Source organism: Burkholderia sp. AW33-5 (genome assembly GCF_053427615.1).
In genome coordinates this window covers 599,285-617,234 of the sequence record NZ_JBSAXA010000002.1, presented here as the reverse complement: position 1 = coordinate 617,234, position 17,950 = coordinate 599,285, and the positions used below count along the sequence as shown (strand labels likewise).

General features: G+C 71.1%; 16 protein-coding genes and 1 riboswitch. Of the genes, 8 read left to right on the top strand and 8 right to left on the bottom strand.

The window, feature by feature from the left end; all coding sequences use genetic code 11:
• Positions 1-32 precede the first annotated feature (32 nt).
• From ACV22V_RS06335 to ACV22V_RS06325, 3 genes are all read left to right on the top strand, one after another.
• On the top strand, positions 33-1,199 hold the full coding sequence (locus ACV22V_RS06335; protein WP_448013271.1) for a CaiB/BaiF CoA transferase family protein: 1,167 nt from the start codon (positions 33-35) through the stop codon (positions 1,197-1,199).
• Between the two features lie 131 nt (positions 1,200-1,330).
• The gene (locus ACV22V_RS06330; RefSeq protein WP_059524367.1) at positions 1,331-2,497 is read left to right on the top strand and encodes an acyl-CoA dehydrogenase family protein; all 1,167 of its coding nucleotides are present in this window, start codon (positions 1,331-1,333) and stop codon (positions 2,495-2,497) included.
• A gap of 53 nt (positions 2,498-2,550) precedes the next feature.
• A complete protein-coding gene (locus ACV22V_RS06325) occupies positions 2,551-3,294 on the top strand; it encodes an IclR family transcriptional regulator (RefSeq protein ID WP_448013270.1) in 744 nt (247 codons plus the stop codon).
• A 107-nt stretch (positions 3,295-3,401) separates the two neighbouring features.
• Here ACV22V_RS06325 and ACV22V_RS06320 read toward each other — a convergent pair whose 3' ends face one another.
• From ACV22V_RS06320 to cobG, 5 genes are all read right to left on the bottom strand, one after another.
• A complete protein-coding gene (locus ACV22V_RS06320) occupies positions 3,402-4,757 on the bottom strand; it encodes a chitinase (protein ID WP_059701198.1) in 1,356 nt (451 codons plus the stop codon).
• Between the two features lie 254 nt (positions 4,758-5,011).
• A complete protein-coding gene (cobJ, locus tag ACV22V_RS06315; protein ID WP_448013269.1) occupies positions 5,012-6,727 on the bottom strand; it encodes a precorrin-3B C(17)-methyltransferase in 1,716 nt (571 codons plus the stop codon).
• Positions 6,724-7,458, bottom strand: a complete 735-nt coding sequence (locus tag ACV22V_RS06310) for a precorrin-2 C(20)-methyltransferase (protein WP_059502040.1) — start codon at positions 7,456-7,458, stop codon at positions 6,724-6,726. The genes cobJ and ACV22V_RS06310 overlap by 4 nt, the downstream gene beginning before the upstream one ends.
• A complete protein-coding gene (locus tag ACV22V_RS06305) occupies positions 7,455-8,081 on the bottom strand; it encodes a precorrin-8X methylmutase (protein WP_448013268.1) in 627 nt (208 codons plus the stop codon). Before ACV22V_RS06305 ends, ACV22V_RS06310 begins: the two co-directional genes overlap by 4 nt.
• Positions 8,074-9,429 (bottom strand): precorrin-3B synthase, encoded by a 1,356-nt coding sequence (cobG, locus tag ACV22V_RS06300; protein ID WP_448013316.1) that lies wholly within the window; start codon positions 9,427-9,429, stop codon positions 8,074-8,076. The genes ACV22V_RS06305 and cobG overlap by 8 nt, the downstream gene beginning before the upstream one ends.
• Positions 9,430-9,536: 107 nt before the next feature.
• A riboswitch (cobalamin riboswitch) is annotated at positions 9,537-9,727 on the bottom strand.
• A 203-nt stretch (positions 9,728-9,930) separates the two neighbouring features.
• Here cobG and cbiE point away from each other — a divergent pair.
• The 4 genes from cbiE to cobM are packed head-to-tail and all read left to right on the top strand — an operon-like array spanning position 9,931 to position 13,753.
• Positions 9,931-11,166 (top strand): precorrin-6y C5,15-methyltransferase (decarboxylating) subunit CbiE, encoded by a 1,236-nt coding sequence (cbiE, locus tag ACV22V_RS06295; RefSeq protein ID WP_448013267.1) that lies wholly within the window; start codon positions 9,931-9,933, stop codon positions 11,164-11,166.
• Positions 11,166-12,254, top strand: a complete 1,089-nt coding sequence (locus ACV22V_RS06290) for a cobalt-precorrin-5B (C(1))-methyltransferase (RefSeq protein ID WP_059691711.1) — start codon at positions 11,166-11,168, stop codon at positions 12,252-12,254. Before cbiE ends, ACV22V_RS06290 begins: the two co-directional genes overlap by 1 nt.
• On the top strand, positions 12,251-12,982 hold the full coding sequence (locus tag ACV22V_RS06285; protein ID WP_448013266.1) for a cobalt-precorrin-6A reductase: 732 nt from the start codon (positions 12,251-12,253) through the stop codon (positions 12,980-12,982). Before ACV22V_RS06290 ends, ACV22V_RS06285 begins: the two co-directional genes overlap by 4 nt.
• A gap of 42 nt (positions 12,983-13,024) precedes the next feature.
• Positions 13,025-13,753: a precorrin-4 C(11)-methyltransferase gene (gene cobM, locus ACV22V_RS06280; protein ID WP_059818239.1), complete on the top strand. Its 729-nt coding sequence runs from the start codon at positions 13,025-13,027 to the stop codon at positions 13,751-13,753.
• 180 nt (positions 13,754-13,933) lie between these two features.
• Here the strand turns inward: cobM and ACV22V_RS06275 are convergent, their stop codons facing one another.
• Entirely contained in the window at positions 13,934-15,118 is a 1,185-nt protein-coding gene (locus ACV22V_RS06275) for an MFS transporter (RefSeq protein WP_448013265.1), read from the bottom strand.
• 132 nt (positions 15,119-15,250) lie between these two features.
• Between ACV22V_RS06275 and ACV22V_RS06270 the strand changes: the two genes are divergently transcribed.
• Positions 15,251-15,763, top strand: a complete 513-nt coding sequence (locus ACV22V_RS06270; protein WP_059818240.1) for a MarR family winged helix-turn-helix transcriptional regulator — start codon at positions 15,251-15,253, stop codon at positions 15,761-15,763.
• A gap of 135 nt (positions 15,764-15,898) precedes the next feature.
• Here the strand turns inward: ACV22V_RS06270 and ACV22V_RS06265 are convergent, their stop codons facing one another.
• Together ACV22V_RS06265 and ACV22V_RS06260 are read right to left on the bottom strand one after the other, a co-directional pair.
• Positions 15,899-16,603, bottom strand: coding sequence for a glutathione S-transferase N-terminal domain-containing protein (locus ACV22V_RS06265; protein WP_448013264.1), 705 nt, complete (start codon positions 16,601-16,603; stop codon positions 15,899-15,901).
• Positions 16,604-16,799: 196 nt separating this feature from the next.
• On the bottom strand, positions 16,800-17,924 hold the full coding sequence (locus ACV22V_RS06260) for a porin (RefSeq protein WP_448013263.1): 1,125 nt from the start codon (positions 17,922-17,924) through the stop codon (positions 16,800-16,802).
• Positions 17,925-17,950: the final 26 nt, after the last annotated feature.

Here is a 17,950-nt window from a genome sequence, read left to right as displayed (position 1 = left end):
GGTCCGATCAACCGGAAGCAGGAGCGAGACGCATGGCGGAGCTGGAGCAGCAGGGCGCGTTGGCGGGGTTGCGCATCATCGATCTGTCGCGGGTGCTGGGCGGCCCGTACGCGACGCAGATTCTCGCCGACCACGGCGCGGAGGTGATCAAGGTCGAACCCCCGTCGGGCGACGAGACGCGCACCTGGGGGCCGCCGTTCGACGGCGACACGGCGTCGTATTTCCTCGGCGTGAACCGCAACAAGCTCGGCATCGCGCTCGACCTGACGAAGCCGGAGGATCGCGAGCGCCTGCTCGGCCTGCTCGAGCACGCCGACGCGCTGGTCGAAAACTTCAAGATCGGCACGATGGAGCGCTGGGGCCTCGGCTTCGAGACGCTGCACGCGCGCTTTCCGCGTCTCGTCCATTGCCGCGTGTCGGGCTTCGGCGCGGACGGCCCGCTCGGCGGGCTGCCCGGTTACGACGCGGCCGTCCAGGCGCTGGCCGGGCTGATGAGCGTGAACGGCGAGGCGGGCGGCGCGCCGCTGCGCGTCGGCGTGCCGATCGTCGATCTCGTCACCGGGCTGAACGCGGCGCTCGGCGTGCTGATGGCGCTGCGCGAACGCGATGCGAGCGGGCGTGGCCAATTCGTCGAATCGACGCTGTTCGACTGCGCGCTGTCGATCCTGCATCCGCATACGCCGAACTTCTTCCATTCGGGCAGGGCGCCGGCGCGCACCGGCAACGCGCATCCGAACATCACGCCTTACGACAGCTTTCCGACCGCGAGCGTCGACATCTTTCTCGCGGTCGGCAACAACGGGCAGTTCGCCGCGCTGTGCGACGTGCTCGGCACGCGCGACTGGCTCGACGATCCGCGCTTCGTCGACAACCGCGCGCGCAGTGCGAACCGTGCCGCACTGCGCGCGCTGCTCGAAACGGCGCTGGCCGCACACGACGGCGCGGCACTCGCCGAGCAGCTGATGCGCCGGGGCGTGCCGTGCGCGCCCGTGCTCGGGCTCGATGCGGCGCTCGACCATCCGCACGTCGCGCATCGGCGGATGAAGGTCGAACTGGGCCGGCATCGCGGCATCGCGTCGCCGATCAAGCTCGGCCGCACGCCGGCCACGTACCGGCGGCCACCACCCGCACTGAACGAACACGCGGCGCAGGTGTTCGCCGACGACGCGCGCGACGACGACGGCCCGCGTCGAAACTGACCCGCATCGCGGCCGGCGCCGCCCGCTCGCGCCCCCTTCGCACATCACGCCGCGCCGCACCGCTGCAAGAGGAGACACCTCATGCCCGCATGGATCGGCGCGGCCGTTCACGTTTTCCTGGAGGGCAATCCATGCAGTTCGACCTGACCGACGACCAGCGCGCGATCGAAAGCGCGATCGAGAAAATCTGCGAACGCTTCGGCGACGACTACTGGCTCGAACGCGATCGCGCGGGCGGGTTTCCGTCCGACTTTCACGCGGCGCTCGCCGAGGCCGGCTGGCTCGGCATCGCGATGGACCCGGCCCACGGCGGCGCCGGGCTCGGGATGACCGAGGCGGCGCTGATGATGCGCACGATCAGCGCGTCGGGCGCCGGCCTGTCGGGCGCATCGGCCGTCCACATGAACATCTTCGGGCTGAACCCGGTACAGGTGTTCGGCAACGACGCGCAGAAGGCGCGCTTCCTGCCGCCGCTGATCGCCGGCCGCGACAAGGCCTGCTTCGCGGTGACCGAGCCCGATGCCGGCCTCGACACGACGCACCTCGCCACGCAGGCGCGTCGCGACGGCGACCATTACGTGCTGAGCGGCCGCAAGATCTGGATCTCGACCGCGCAGGTCGCGAACAAGATGCTGATCATCGCGCGCACGACGCCGCTCGACCAGGTCGCGAAGCCGACCGATGGCTTGAGCCTGTTCTACACCGACCTCGACCGTTCGCGCGTCGAGGTGCGCGAGATCGAGAAAATGGGCCGCAAGGCCGTCGATTCGAACATGCTGTTCATCGACGACCTGCGCGTGCCGCGCGACGACCTGATCGGCAACGAGGGCGACGGCTTCCGCTACCTGCTGCACGGGCTGAACCCCGAACGGATCCTGATCGCCGCCGAGGCGATCGGCCTCGGGCAGGCCGCGCTGCGGCGCGCGACGCAGTATGCGTGCGAGCGCGTCGTATTCGGCCGGCCGATCGGGCAGAACCAGTCGATCCAGCATCCGCTCGCGCAGGCCTGGATGCAGCTCGAAGCCGCGTGGCTGATGGTGATGAAGGCCGCGACGCGCTACGACGCGGGGCAGCCGTGCGGCGCGGAGGCGAACGCCGCGAAGTACCTCGGCGCGGAAGCCGCGTTCCAGGCGTGCCAGACGGCGATCGCGACGCACGGCGGGATGGGCTATGCGAAGGAATACCACGTCGAGCGCTATCTGCGCGAGTGTATGATTCCGAGGCTCGCGCCCGTGAGCCCGCAACTGATCCTGTGCTACATCGCGGAGAAGGTGCTCGGGCTGCCGAAGTCGTACTGACGCGCGGCGGCCCGCCCGGCGCGCGGTTTCCCGTTCCGAATCAAGCGCTCGTCATGGACGTCAAACTCGTTGCCCGCACGCTCGACCTGTTCGAGCTGTTCGCCGCCGAACGGCGGCCGCTGCCGCTCACCGAACTCGCGCGCCTGCTCAACGTGCCCGCGTCGAGCTGCCTGGCGATGGCGCGCACGCTCGTGAGCCGCGGCTATCTGTACGAGGTGCGCAAGCGCGGCGGCTACTATCCCACGCGGCGCCTGCAGACGATCGCCGCCGCGATCGACGCGACCGATCCCGTCGTCGACATCGTGCATCCGCATCTCGTCGCGCTGCGCGACGCGAGCCACGAGACGGCCGTGCTCGGCAAGATCCAGGGCGCGTCGGTCACGTATCTCGACGTCGTCGAATCCGAGCAGGCGATCCGCTATACGCGCCAGCCGGGCGAGCTGCGGCCGCTGCATGCGAACTCGATCGGCAAGGCGATCTTCGCGTCGCTCGCGAGCGACGCGCAGCAGGCGCTCGGCGCGCAGTTGTCGTTCGAACGCTTCACCGATGCGACGGTGGCCGACCTGCCGGCACTCGTCGCGCAAACCGCGCGGTTTCGCGAACTCGGCTGGGCCGAGAACCTCGGCGAGAGCGCGCCCGAGCTGTCGGCGATCGCGGTCGCGCTGACGCTCGACGGCGACTGGTACGGGCTGTCGATCGTCGGGCCGACCGAGCGGATCCGCCAGCATCGCGACATGCATGCGGCGCTGCTGGTCGACGCCAAGGCGCGGCTGCTGGCCGAGCAGGGGCGCGGCTAGCAAGAAGCGCGAAGCACGGCGGAGGGCTGCTTCGGCGGCCGTTCGCCGCGATGCCGGGCGGCATCCGGGAACGGCCGTGGCGCGTCACGCGCCGGTGCGCCGCGCCGTCACGACTTCACCCACACGCCGCCCGCGCTCGGGTTGTCGCCCTGCGTCCACCATTTCGCGCAGTATTTCGCGCCCTGGTACGTGACGCACGTGCCGCCCTGGTACGCGGTCGTTGCCGACCACACGGGCGTGCCGCCGCCGACCGGCTTCCATACCGCCGCCTGGCCGGGCACGTCGCCCTGTGTCCACCATTGCGCCTGGTACGTCGTGCCCTGGTAGGTCACCGTCGCGCCGGCCGTATAGACCTGGCCGGCCGACCAGGGCGCGCCGGGCTGCGGCGTTCCGCCGTTCGAGCCGCCGCCGTAGTTCGGATCCTGCGTGACGCCCGTGCCCCACTTGCCGTCGAGTTTGCGGAAGATCGATGCGAACGCATACGGCTGCTGCGCGATACCCGAGCAGGTCGGCGCCACATATGCGCCGTTGTTCGGGCAAGGCTGATCGCGGCCGACCGACCAGTTGCCGAAGAAACCGTAGCCGTTGCCGATCGCCGCATTCAACACGCTCTGCGCATTCGCGAGCGTGAAGGTTTCGCCCTGCACGTCGTTCATCCCGATCATCGGCGTGACGCCCACCATCTGCCACAGCTGCGCGCCCGTTTTCGGCTGGCCCGCCGACTTGAACGCCGTGTCGAGCTGCGTATAGAGCGCCTGCGCGGCGCTGATCGCGGCCGCGCCCATGTCGATGTTCGCGGGGCCGTAGTCCATCGTCATCAGGTTCACCGCGTCGAACGCAACCTTGTTCGCGATGGCCGCGGTGACGACGTTCACGCCATCCTGCGTGAGCCCGGTCGGCATCGTCGGCAGCGTCAGCGTGACGTGCAGCGGCTTGCCTTTCGCCGCGTAGTCGGACTGCAGTTGCGCGACGGCCTGGAAGTTGCGGGCGACGGCGGCGCTGTCCTGTTGCGATGCGCCCTCGATGTCGAAGTCGACGTGCGTGAGGCCGTAGGTGTCGATCACGGTCTGATAGGCCGTCTTCAGCGCGGGCACGCTCGAGCATGCCTGCATCAGCGGCGTGCCGTTCGCGCCGCCGAACGAGACGGCAATCTCGCCGCCTTTCGCGCGATAGCTCGCGATCGACGTCGACAGCGACGCGAGCAGGTCGCCGCTCGCGCCGTTGCCGATCGGTTGCACGCCGCCCCAGGACGGCGCGCAGCCGCTGCCCGCGACCACGAACGCGAGCGTGAACTGCTGGATGCCTTGCTGGACGCCGATCCGGTCGACGAGCGGCGTCGGGTAGAGCGTCACGTCGACGAAGGGCGCATAGACGCCGGCGCCGTGGGACACGCTCGCCACGGCGAGCAGGCAGCCCGCGGCGAGCGCGCGCGGGTTGAATCGCGGCAACACGTTGTTGTTCATTGTGTTCTCCAAGTGGAAGAGGGATACGCTGGCCCGCGTATCGCCGCCGGGCGGGCGATCGGGTATGCCCCCCGGCCGGCGGCGTGCTCATCTTGGAGGATTCGCGCCGAATCGTGAATACTTAGGTGTTCTTTTCGTTATTCGATTCCCGATACGTAACGATCTTGCCGATTCGATCGCCTATCGAAACGCGAAGCGGGCGATTTTTCCGACCGATATCGATCGGATGGTCGGCCGCGCGTGGCGCGCGACGTTCAACGATACCAGCGCGGCGTGTAGACCCACTCACGCCCGTCGCCGATCGCGAAACGCCGCGTCGTCGACGAACCGACGATCACCATCGTGCGCATGTCCACCTGATCGCTGCGCAACGCGCCGAGCGTCGTCGTCGTGAGCGTCGCGCCGGGCCGGCCGATATCGCGGCCGAGCACGACGACCGTATCGGCCGCGCGATGCGCGCGCACCGCATCGAGCGCACGGTCGAGCTGCCACGGCCGGGCACGCGAGATCGGGTTGTAGAACGCCATCACGAGATCGGCTTGCGCCGCGTGCCGCAGGCGCGTCTCGATCACGTCCCACGGCTTCAGGTTGTCCGACAGCGAAATCGCGCAGAAATCGTGGCCGAGCGGCGCGCCGGCCTGCGCGGCGGTCGCGAGCGATGCCGATACGCCGGGTTCGACGCGCAGTTCGACCGCGGCCCATCTTGGATCGCGCGCTTCGTCGAGCGCTTCGAGCACGGCCGCGGCCATCGCGAACACACCCGGGTCACCCGACGAGACGACCGCGACGCGCCGGCCTTCGGCCGCCAGTTCGAACGCATGGCGCGCGCGCTGCATTTCCTCGCGATTGTCCGTGCCGTGGACGCGCTGATCCGCGCGGAACGGGCCGGCCATCGTCACGTAGGTCGTATAGCCGAGGATGTCGGTGGCTTGCGCGAGCGCGGTGCGCGCGGCGGGCGTGAGCCATGCCGCATCGCCCGGGCCGAGGCCGAGCACCGTCAGGCGGCCGCGCGCACGGCCGAGCGTCGCGGGATCGACGGGTTGCGTCGCGACCGCGCACGCGAGGCCGTCGGACGTTGCGCGCAGTGTGTGCGCCACACGCAACGTCGAACCCAGCAGGGCAGCCGCATCGGCGTCTTCGTCGCATTCGACATCGGCGAAGCGCAGCGGCACGCCCAGCGTCCGTGCCGCCGCTTCGACCCGCGCATCGTCGAGCAACGACGCCGGGGCGACGAGTGCGGCGAGCGCCAGCCGTGCGAGACCGTGCGTATCGAGCAGCGCGTCGATGCGCTCGGCAAGCGACGGCGACGCATCGGCCCGCACGCCGCGGGCCTCGATGGCGACCACCACGCTGCGCGGATGGATCACGAGTTCGTCGCGCGCGCCGCGCCACGCATCGGGCGTCACGCGGATCGCATGCGCGGCCGCAGCGTCGCGCGGCAGCGCGACGTCGTCGAGCCACGGCGCCGCGCCGTCGACGCGCGTGGCCGCACCCGCGAGCAGGTCGGACACGAAACGCTTGCCTTGCTGGAGATCGGCGAGCGCATAGCCGTCGGGCGGGTTGAGCACGCACGCGCCGAAGCGCAGCTCGCCGCTCGTCGTGATCGCGGGCGCGACGCCGAGGCATTCGGCGAGTTCGCGCGCGATCAGGTTGACGCCCGTCAGCCCGCCGAGCAGCGGCACGACGGCCGAACCGTCTTCCGCGACCGCGAGCACCGGCGGCTCGACACCCTTGTCGGCGAGCGCCGGCGCGACGCAACGGATCACGATGCCGGCCGCGCACAGCGCGACGATCGGCAGGCCGCGCGCGTAAAGCTCGCGCAGGTGCGCGCCGAGCTCGTCGAACGGCACGTCGGCCTCGACGCGCGACGCGAGCCCGTGCACGACGGCGCCCGGATAACGCGCCTGGATACGCCGCGCGGTATCGAGTGCGCCCGCGCCGAGAATCACGATCGCGGGCGGAGTCGTCATCCTTGCCATTTTTCCCCCGGCACGACGAGCAGCGAGAAGTACGGCGACGCCATCGGATCGACTTCATCCAGCGGCACGATGCGCTGCGCCGCCATCGTCGCGCGCTCGACGTACAGCGCGCGCTTCGCGAGTCCCAGTTCGTCGAGTACGCGCCGCACCTTGTCGAAGTTGCGGCCGAGCTTCATCACGACGGCCGCGTCGGCCTGCGCGAGCCGCGTGCGCAATTCGTCCTCCGGCAGCACGCCGGACAGCACCGACAGGCTCTGGTTGCGATAGACGAGCGGCTGGCCGAGCACGGCCGTGCCGCCGAGCATCGCGCACACGCCCGGGATCACCTCGGTGTCGTAGCGCGGCGCGAGGCGATCGTGCAGGTACATGTACGACCCGTAGAAGAACGGATCGCCTTCGCAGATCACCGCGACGTCGCGCCCGGCGTCGAGATGCGACGCGACGATCTCGGCGGCCGTGTCGTAGAAATCGGCGATCACGGTCTCGTAGCAGAGCGGCGGCGGCAGCGCCTCGGTCGTCACCGGATAGACGAGCGGCAATTGCGTCTGCGCATCGAGCAGATGCGCCTCGACGATCCCGTAGGCATTGCCCTTCTTGCCCTTCGCGACGAAATACGCGACCACCGGCGCGGCCTGCAGCACGCGCAGCGCCTTGATCGTCATCAGTTCGGGGTCGCCGGGGCCGACGCCGACCCCGAACAGGCGTCCGCGCGGGGCCGTCATTCTGCCTCCGTCGCGAGTGCGTTGACGGCGGCCGCGGCCATCGCGCTGCCGCCGCGCCGCCCGAGCAGCGCGACGTACGGCACGCCGCGGCTGTCGGCGTCGAGCGCCGCCTTGGATTCGGCCGCGCCGATGAAGCCGACCGGAAAGCCGAGGATCAGCGCGGGGCGCGGCGCGCCGGCGTCGATCATGTCGAGCAGGTGGAACAGCGCGGTCGGCGCATTGCCGATCACGACGACGCTGCCGGCCAGATGCGGGCGCCACAGTTCGAGCGCCGCGGCCGAGCGCGTGTTGCCGAGATGCCGCGCGAGGTCAGGTACTTCCGGTTCGCCGAGCGTGCAGATCACGCGATTGCCGGCCGGCAGCCGCGCGCGCGTGATGCCTTCGGCGACCATCCGCGCGTCGCACAGGATCGGCGCGCCGGCCGCGAGCGCCGTGCGGCCCGCCGTGCCGGCGCCGGCCGAGAAGCGCAGGTCGTAGGCGACATCGACCATCCCGCAGGCGTGGATCACGCGCACCGCGAGCTTCTCGAGATCGGGCGGAACCTGCGACAGGTCGGCCTCGGCGCGGATCGTCGCGAACGACTGGCGGTAGATTTCCTGCCCGTCGCGAATATAGTCAAGCATCGGTGGTGTCCTGGCTGTGCCGCGCGCCCGTCAGTCGGTCCGCGGCCTGGTCAATCGTCAGATGGCGCGCGAGCGGGGCGCCGAGGCCCGCGGCGGCGTCGCGCCGGTAAAGGTCGTAGCGTCCGTGCGCGACCGCGACGAGGGTGGACGTCGCGGGGTGCGGCAGCGCGCAGTGGCGCTCGCAGCCGGTCAGGTGCACGTCGACCGGATGGCCGACGCGCGCGGCCAGCGCGAGCGCATCGTGTTTCGTATCGGCGCGCGACTTCGCGCAGCCCGCGCTGCCGGTGCACGCGACCAGCGCGGCCAGCGGGTCGGACATCGTGCACACGAGGCCGAGCGACGCGAGCGCGTCGAGCACGGCCGGCGTGCGTTCGTGCCGCACGCCGTGCACGAACACGCCTTGCCACGGCGTCATCGACAGCGTGCCGTCACCTTCCGCGTCGGCGAGTGCCGCGAGCCGTTCCAGTTGCGTTGCGTCGAGCCGGCCGAGCACGAACTGCGCGCCGACGCTGCAGCGATCCGCATCGCGCGACGGCCGTGCACCGAAACGCAGCGCGGCGTCCGCATGCTTGCGCCGCCAGCCGGCCAGTGCCGGATCGGCTTCGAGCGGGAAGGGCGCGTAATGCTGCGCGCGCTCGCGCAACGCGCATGCGCCGCCGGTTGCGAGCAACGCGCGCATCCGCGTGATGTCGGCCGGCGCGAGATCGAGGAACGCGAGCAGCAGTGCGCGAACGAGCGCGACGGTCTGGTCCGGCGCGACGTCGAACCAGGCGGGCGAATCACCGGGCGCGACCGGCGGGCAGCCGGCCAGGCCCGCGGCGATGCGAACCGCGCCGTCGCCGCGACGCCACGCGGCGAGCCAGATGTCGTGCGGATGATCGAGCGCCGCGACCGATTCGCCGCCGTCGAGCTGGATCGAGAATTTCGGCGACACCTCGCCGCGACGCGGCTCGTGCGTCAGCATGTCGAGCAACGGCAGCGCGAGCGCGCGGCTGTCGAGCAGTGCGTCGGGATCGCGCCCCGCGAGCGGGCTGAGCATCAGGTTGCGGACGTCGTCGCTCGCGGCGAGCGCGGCGCGGTCGTCGGCGGCATCGCCGGCGCGCGGGCCCAGGCCGGCATCGAGCAACGCGTCGGCCAGCGTATCGGCCGCGCCGTCGCGGATGCCGCGCAACTGGAGATTCGCGCGATTGGTCGCGTCGATCGCGCCGGAGCCGCAGGCGCGCGCGGCCGCGGCGATCGCACGCGCCTGCCGCGCGTCGAGCCGGCCGCCCGGCAGCTTGATCCGGCACAGCCCGCCGTCGGCGGCCGCGACGACGCGCACGAGCCCCGGGCAAGCCGACGGGCGCACGACGGGCGATGCAGGAATGGAATCGGGGGCGGAACTCAACGGGATACCGGGACAGTGTCGCGCCGCGGCCAACGCATCGGTACACCCCGCCCGACGCCGACTGGCACGCACGCACTTTCATGCCGGCAGGTCTCCTGGCTGACAGGTCGGCGCCGGCTCCCGGCCTTCCCGGTGAAACCAGTGGCACGAGGGGGAGATCGGCTCGCTGTCTACAGTTGCGGGGGCAGCCACAGCGGCGCGGTGCGCGCCCTGTGTTCCCTCTTCGGCCCCGAAGGGCACCGGCGAACGAACGGCCGTAGCATACCCGATTTCCCCCGCGCTTCGCGACCGCCGAGCGGGCATCGTGGCCGAAGCGAAATGCGGCCCGGCGTCGGCGGGCCGGCAGATGAAACGCGCGGTGGAACACGGTACCATGCCGACTTTCGCAATGCGGACGGCCGCACCGGCGCCATACCGGCGCCGTGCGGCGACTCGATGGAACCGGACGATGGGGAAGGGTGCATGACGGCGTGGCTGACGGTAGTGGGCATCGGCGACGACGGCTACGCGGGGCTCGGGCGCAGCGCACGGCGCGCGCTGCTCGAGGCGTCGCGGGTCGTCGGCGCGAAGCGGCACCTCGACATGCTGCCCGCGCGGCTGCGGGCCGAGCGCGCCGCGTGGCCGTCGCCATTCGACCTGTCGGGCCTGCTCGCGCGACGCGGTTCGCCCGTCTGCGTGCTGGCGAGCGGCGACCCGATGCTGTTCGGCGTCGGCGCGACACTCGCGCGCGAACTATCCCCCGACGAATGGCGCGTGCTGCCCGCACCGTCGTCGCTGTCGCTGGCGGCCGCGCGGCTCGGCTGGGCATTGCAGGACGTCGGCGCGGTGTCGCTCGTCGGCCGGCCGCTCGCGACGCTCGCGCGCCATCTGCTGCCGGGCCGGCGCCTGTTCGTGCTGAGCGCCGACGGCCGCACGCCGGCCACGGTCGCCGCCGAACTCGCCGCGCGCGGCTTCGGCCCGACACGCATCAGCGTGTTCGAACACCTCGGCGGCCCGCTCGAGCGGCGCATCGACGGTCTCGCGCAAGACTGGAACATCGACGAGACCGCCGCGCTCAATCTCGTCGCGCTCGACTGCCAGGCCGGCCCCGATGCGCCGCGCCGCGCACTCACGCCCGGCCTGCCCGACGACGCGTACCGCCACGACGGCCAGCTCACCAAGCGCGACATGCGCGCGCTGACGCTCGGACGCCTCGCGCCCGCACCCGGCGAACTGCTGTGGGACGTCGGCGCGGGCAGCGGCTCGATCGGCATCGAATGGATGCGCGCGCATCCGTCGTGCCAGGCGATCGCGATCGAGTCGCATGCGGAGCGCCAGCGCTTCATCGAGCACAACCGCGACGCGCTCGGCGTGCCGGGGCTGCAACTCGTCGCGGGGCGCGCGCCCGCTGCGCTCGCGGGGCTCGCTGCGCCCGACGCGATCTTCATCGGCGGCGGCGCGACCGCGCCCGGCGTGCTCGACGCGTGCTGGTCGGCGCTGAAGCCCGGCGGCCGGCTCGTCGCGAATGCGGTCACGCTGCAGGGCGAGCTCGCGCTCGCCGCGTGGCGCGGGATGCACGGCGGCACGCTCACGCGCGTGTCGCTCGCGCACGCCGAGCCGCTCGGCCGCTTCGACACGTGGCGGCAGCCGTTGCCCGTCACGCTGTACGACGTGCGCAAACCCGATGCCTCGGCAACGGACCTCACGGACCCCGCGTGATGCGCGACGAAACCCCCGAACAACCGGCGCCGCTGCGCTTCGGCTACACGACCGGCAGCTGCGCGACCGCGACGTCGCTCGCCGCCGCGCGCCTGCTGCTGGCGGGGCACGCGGTCGACGCCGTCGAGATCGTGCTGCCGAAGGGGCAGCACGTGATGATGCGGCTGGCGTTCTGCCGGACGACGGCCGACGGCGCGGAAGCCGGCACGATCAAGGATGCCGGCGACGATCCGGACGTCACGCACGGCGCGCTCGTCTTCGCGCGCGTCGCGCTCGCGGCCGCGCCCGGCGTGCGTTTTCACGCGGGGCCGGGTGTCGGCACCGTCACGCGCGCCGGACTCACGCTGCCGGTCGGCGAACCGGCGATCAATCCGGTGCCGCGCCAGATGATGACCACGCACCTCGACGCGCTCGCGGCCGAATTCGGCTACGCAGGCGGCTTCGACGTGACGATCGGCGTCGAGGGCGGCGAAGCGCTCGCGCTGAAGACGATGAACCCGCGTCTCGGCATCGTCGGCGGATTGTCGATCCTCGGCACGACCGGCATCGTGCGGCCGTTCTCGTGCTCGGCGTACATCGCGTCGATCCACCAGGGCATCGACGTCGCCCGCGCGAACGGGATCGCGCACATCGCCGCGTGCACCGGCAACGCGAGCGAGGATGCGATGCGCGCGCACTACGGCCTGCCCGACATGGCGCTGATCGAAATGGGCGATTTCGCCGGCGCGGTGCTCAAGCACCTGCGCCGCGCGCCGGTCGCGCGCCTGTCGATGTGCGGCGGCTTCGGCAAGCTCAGCAAGCTCGCGGCGGGCCATCTGGATCTGCACAGCCGCCATTCGAGCATCGACCTGCCGCTGCTTGCGCAGTGGGCGGCCGAGGCGGGCGCGAACGCCGCGCTGCAGGCCGCGATGCGCGCGGCGAACACGAGCCAGGAAGCGCTCAAGCTCGCGCAGGCCGACGGCGTGCCGCTCGGCGACATCGTCTGCGCGCATGCGCTGCGGGTCGCGCGCGACATCGTGCCGCCATCGGTCGCGGTCGAAATGTTCGCGATCGACCGGCAGGGCCGCTTCGTCGGGAGCGCACGATGAGCGCGCGCATCCTGCTGCTCGGCGGCACCGGCGACGCGCTGAAGATCGCGCGCGCACTCGGCCCGCAACACGTCTACAGCCTCGCGGGCCTCGGCAAGGTGCCCGAGGACTTGCGCTGCGAAGTGCGCGTCGGCGGCTTCGGCGGCGCGGCGGGGCTCGCCGCGTACCTGCATGGCGCCGGCATCGGCCTCGTGATCGACGCGACGCATCCGTATGCCGCGCGAATCAGCGCGAACGCGGCGGCCGCCGCGCGCGACGCGGGCGTGCCGCTGTGGGCGCTGCGCCGCGCGCCGTGGGCGCCGCAACCCGGCGACGACTGGCGGATGGTCGACGACTGGGCCGGCATCGAGGCCGCGCTCGCGCCGTTCCGGCGGCCGCTGTTCACGCTCGGCCGCGAACCGCTCGCGCATCTCGACGAGATTCCGCCGCACCAGTTCTGGCTGGTGCGCTGCCTCGATGCGCATCCCGGCAACGCGCGCGCGCAGGTCCTCGCCGCGCGCGGGCCGTTCACGCTCGACGGCGAGCGCGCGCTGTTCGCGCTCGCGGGCATCGACGTCGTCGTCAGCAAGAACAGCGGCGGCGCCGCGACCGAGGCCAAGCTCGACGTCGCACGCGAACGCAGGCTGCCGGTCGTGATGCTGCGCCGGCCGGTGCTGCCCGACGCCGATCGCACGTTCGACTCGGCCGCCGCGCTGCTCGATGCCCTCGACCCGAGCGCGCGCGTGTGACGCCGCGCGCCGGCTGCCCCATGAATTGACGGAGATTTTTCGATGACGGTGTATTTCATCGGCGCGGGCCCCGGCGACCCGGAGCTGATCACGGTGAAGGGCCAGCGTCTCGTGCGCACGTGCCCGGTGATTCTGTACGCAGGCTCGCTCGTGCCGCCGGCCGTGCTCGATGGCCATCGCGCGGAGCAGGTCGTCAATACGGCCGAGCTCGACCTCGATGCGATCGTCGCGCTGCTCGCCGCCGCGCATGCGAAAGGCCAGGACGTCGCGCGCGTGCATTCGGGCGATCCGTCGCTGTACGGCGCGATCGGCGAACAGATCCGCCGGCTGAAAGCCCTCGGGATTCCGTACGAAATCGTGCCCGGCGTGACGGCCACGGCCGCGTGCGCGGCGACGCTCGGCGTCGAGCTGACGCTGCCCGGTGTCGCGCAGACGGTGATCCTCACGCGCTTCGCGGGCAAGACGACGATGCCGGAAGGCGAAGCGCTCGGCGCGCTCGCCGCGCATCGCGCGACGCTCGCGATCCATCTCGGCGTGCGGCATCTCGCGCGGATCGTCGACGAAGTGCTGCCGCATTACGGGCCCGCCTGCCCGGTCGCGGTGATCTACCGGGCGAGCTGGCCCGACGAGGAACGCGTGACCGGCACGCTGGCCGACATCGTCGGCAAGGTGCAGGACACGCGGATCGAGCGCACCGCGCTGATCCTGATCGGGCGCGTGCTCGATGCGGAAGGGTTCGCGGATTCGACGCTGTATGCGAGCGGCAGTTGATTGAGCGTGCAGGGAACGCGAGGCATCGCGGCGACGGGGTTTCTCGCGAGCCGGCCCGCCGATCAACGCCCCTGGCCGAACGGCGGCAACCGTGCCATCCGGCGTGACCGAACAACGACGAACGACCGCGCACCCGCCACGAACCGGGTCAACGCCTTCACGCACAGCGCCTGACTCGCGCTACGCCCGCGCAACGCGCCGCGCAAACCGCGGCGCGAACCCCGTCGCCAGCGCGAACAGCACGACGCACAGGCAAGCCATCGCGACCCACGCGGGCGACAGATCCGCGAGATGGTGGCGCACGATGCCCGCCGCGAACGGAAACAACCCGGCGATCAGATAGCCGACGCCCTGCACGAACCCCGTCAACGACGCCGCATCGGCCGGTGTCGCCGCATGATCGACCGTGACGATCAGCGACAACGGAAACAGCGCGCCGATACCGGCACCCATCAGCAGCGCAGCCGGCAGCGCAAGTGCCTGCGGCGCGGCCAGCATCACCAGCAGCCCCGCGAGCAGCGACGCGATCGCCGCGTGCAGCGCGGGCCGGCGATCGGGCAGGCGGTCGATCGTCGCCGAGACCGCGAGCCCCGCGACGACTTCGGCGAGCGTCACGCCGCCGAGCAGGCTGCCGGCCGCGGTCGGCGACCAGCCGAGCCGCATGTAGTACGGCGGCAGCCATGCCAGCACGAGGGTATAGGCGCCCGTCGCGATCCCGAAGAACAGCGCGAGCCGCCACGCGCGCGGCGAGCGCGACGGCCGCGCCTGCACCATCGACGCCGACGTCGGCACGGACACCCACGCGTCGCCGCCCCGGCTGGCCAGCGGCCACGCGAGCGCCGCGAGCGCGGCCGGCAGCGCCCAGCCCGCGAGCGCGACCAGCCAGCCCCAGCGGGCCGCGGCGAACGGCGCGACGACGCTCGCGAGCACCGCACCGCCCATGATCGACGTCGAATAGACGCCCATCGCGCCGCCGATCCGCGTCGCGAAATGCGCCTTCACGAATCCCGGCAGCAACGCCTGCACCATCGCGATCCCGAGGCCCGCGCAGCACGCGCTCGCGAGCAGCAGCCATGCGTGCTGCGCGCCGATGCGCGACGCGCACGCGAAGCCGATCAGCGCGACGCCCAGCCATACGCCGCCCACGATTCCCGTCACGCGCTGCAGCCGCCGCGCGCTCAGCGCGCCCAGGCCCATCAGCAGGATCGGGATCGTGGTCAGCAGGCTCGCCGCGCCGTCGCCGATGCCGGTCGCGCGCTGGATCATGTCGAGCAGCGGACCGATCGCGGCCAGCGCCGGCCGCAGGTTCAGTCCGACCAGCACGATGGCGGCAAGCCGCCATCCGGGAGAAGTAAAGCGATTCATGGAACGGCCCTCGGTATCGGTGCGCGACACGTCCGTCCGGGGTGCCGCGCGTTTTCATGTAAAGTGTCTCGACATCAAGATAAATGCCGATTTATCTCGACGTCAAGATAACTGGTGAGCCGAGGAGGGTTAATGGATCGAGCCGCGCATGCGCTCGCGCAATGGCGCGTCGAGCGCCCGGATCTGGACGCGTCGTCGATGCTCGTGATGGGACGGCTGCAGGAGGCCGCGCTGGTGATCGCGCGCGACGGTCTCAATCCGTTGTTCGCGCGCTACGGGATGCAGCCGGGCGAATTCGACGTGCTGGCGACGCTGCGGCGCAGCGGCGCGCCGTTCGCGCTGACGCCGACCGCGCTGTACGACGCGCTGATGATGTCGTCGGGCGGAATGACCGCGCGCATCGACCGGCTGCAGAAGGCCGGATGGGTCGAGCGCCGTCCGAACCCGGCCGACGGCCGCGGCACGCTCGTCGCGCTGACCGACGCCGGCCGCGCGCTGATCGACGATGCGGTGGTCGCGCACGTCGACAATCAGCGCGCGATGCTGGCCGCGCTGTCGGAGGCGGAGCAGGCGCAGCTTTCAGCGCTGCTGGCAAAGCTGCTGGCGGGACTGGGGGAAGCGGCGTCGACGTCCGCCGAAAAATAGCGCCGCCGAATCGGCGCGTCGAATGAACGCAGCGAGCGGGAAACGAAAACGCCGGAAGGAAGCGGGAGAATCGCCCGCCGCGCGATGCGGCGGGCCAGGCAGAGCGCGGGCCGCGAGGTGCGCCCGCTGCGCAGCTCAGCCGCGTGCGGGGATGTTGAGCCCGCGCGCGACGGCCGGACGCGCGACGAACGCATCGAGCGCCCGCGCGACGTGCTTGAATTCGCCGAAGCCGACCAGGTCGCCCGCTTCGTAGAAACCGACGAGGTTACGCACCCACGGGAAGATCGCGATGTCGGCGATCGTGTACGTGTCGCCCATCACCCACTTGCGGTTCGCCAGATGCGCGTCGAGCACGGCGAGCAGGCGCTTCGATTCGGCGACGTAGCGGTCGCGCGGACGCTTGTCTTCGTAATCGCGGCCCGCGAACTTGTGGAAGAAGCCGACCTGCCCGAACATCGGGCCGATGCCGCCCATCTGGAACATCACCCACTGGATCGTCTCGTAGCGGCCCGCGGGATCCTTCGGGATCAGCTGGCCCGTCTTTTCCGCGAGATAGATCAGGATCGCGCCGGATTCGAACAGCGGCAGCGGCCGGCCGTCCGGGCCGTTCGGATCGATGATCGCCGGGATCTTGTTGTTCGGGTTCAGCGACAGGAATTCGGGCGACAGCTGGTCGTCGGTGTCGAAGCGCACGAGGTGCGGCTCGTACGGCAGGCCGGTCTCCTCGAGCATGATCGACACCTTGACGCCGTTCGGCGTCGGCAGCGAGTACAGCTGCAGACGGTCGGGATGCTGGGCAGGCCATTTCTTCGTGATCGGGAAGGCGGACAGATCGGGCATGGAGGTTCGCTCGTCAACGTGGAGGATCCGCGCTCCGCCGTCCTGCCGCGCATCGCCGACCGCCCCTGACACCACGACAGGAACGGGACGAACACTTCGACAGACGGGCGGGGCGCGCCGAAAACGCCCACTGTAGCCGATCCCCGCGATCGTTGCAGACGGCGGCCGCGCGCCTTGCCCGAGCGCCGCCGCTTCGTCAGAAGTTGTGCCGCAGCCCGAGCATCGCGGCGGTCGTGCCGACCCCGGGCGCGACCGGCTGCCCGTACACGAGCATCTGGTTCATCGTGCCGCGGTTGTTCACGTGGCCGACCTGCGCATACACCATCGTCCGCTTCGACAGGCTGTAGTCGGCCGTGAGCACGACGGCCGTCGACCGGTTCTCGGCGCGGTTGCGGTCCTTCAGGTAGTACACGGCGGAGGCGACCTGCAGCGCGGGCGTGAAGCGATAGCCGACGCCGGCCGACAGCATGTCGAGGTTCACCTTGTCCGCATGCGACGGATTCCGGCCGTTGCCGTACGACGCCGACACCGAGAAATCGTGGATCGTGTATCTCGCGCCGACGTAGACGAAGCGGTTGTTGTCGACGCCGGTCGGCGCGACACCCGGCGCCGGATTCGTGTCGTGACCGTTGTAGTAGACGGCCGATGCATTGAGCCCGTAGTTCGAGTAACGCAGCACGACCGACTCGCGCGTGCCGCCCTGGAACTGCCCGGCGACGCCGCCGGGTGCGTATTCGAGCGCGATCGACGCGCCCGCGAACGTCGGCGACTGATAGACCAGCGCATTGCTGTCGTACAGCGCGCCGATCGCGCCGTTGGTGCTCGTTCCCGGCCAGCCGGCCGCGGTGTTCAGGCCGAGCCACGCGGTCAGCACGCTGCCGAAGAACTGCGCGTTGCGCACGTCGGTGTCGGCCATCGCGTAGATCATCGGCACGATCTGGCGGCCGGCCGTGAACGTGCCGAACGGCCCCGACACACCGAGCGACGCAACCTGGTTGAAGATCGCGACGGCGCCCGGCGTGTCGCTCAGCTGCATCTTGCCGGTGCCGCTGTCGAACGAACCCTGCAGCTTGAAGTTGACCTTGTAGCCGCCGCCCAGGTCCTCGCTGCCCTTGATACCCCAGAAGCTCGAATAGATGCCGCCGTCCTTCATGCGGAACACCTTGCCGGTGTTCGGCGCTTTCGGGCCGAACGACGCGGCCGACGTGCTCTGGTACAGCAGGCCCGTGTCGACCACGCCGTACAGCGTGACGGAGGATTGCGCATGCGCGAGCGCCGAACAGCCGGCAAGCGCCGCGAGCGCGGCCAGTTTCGTCTTCATCGAAGTCTCCAGGATCGTAATGGACC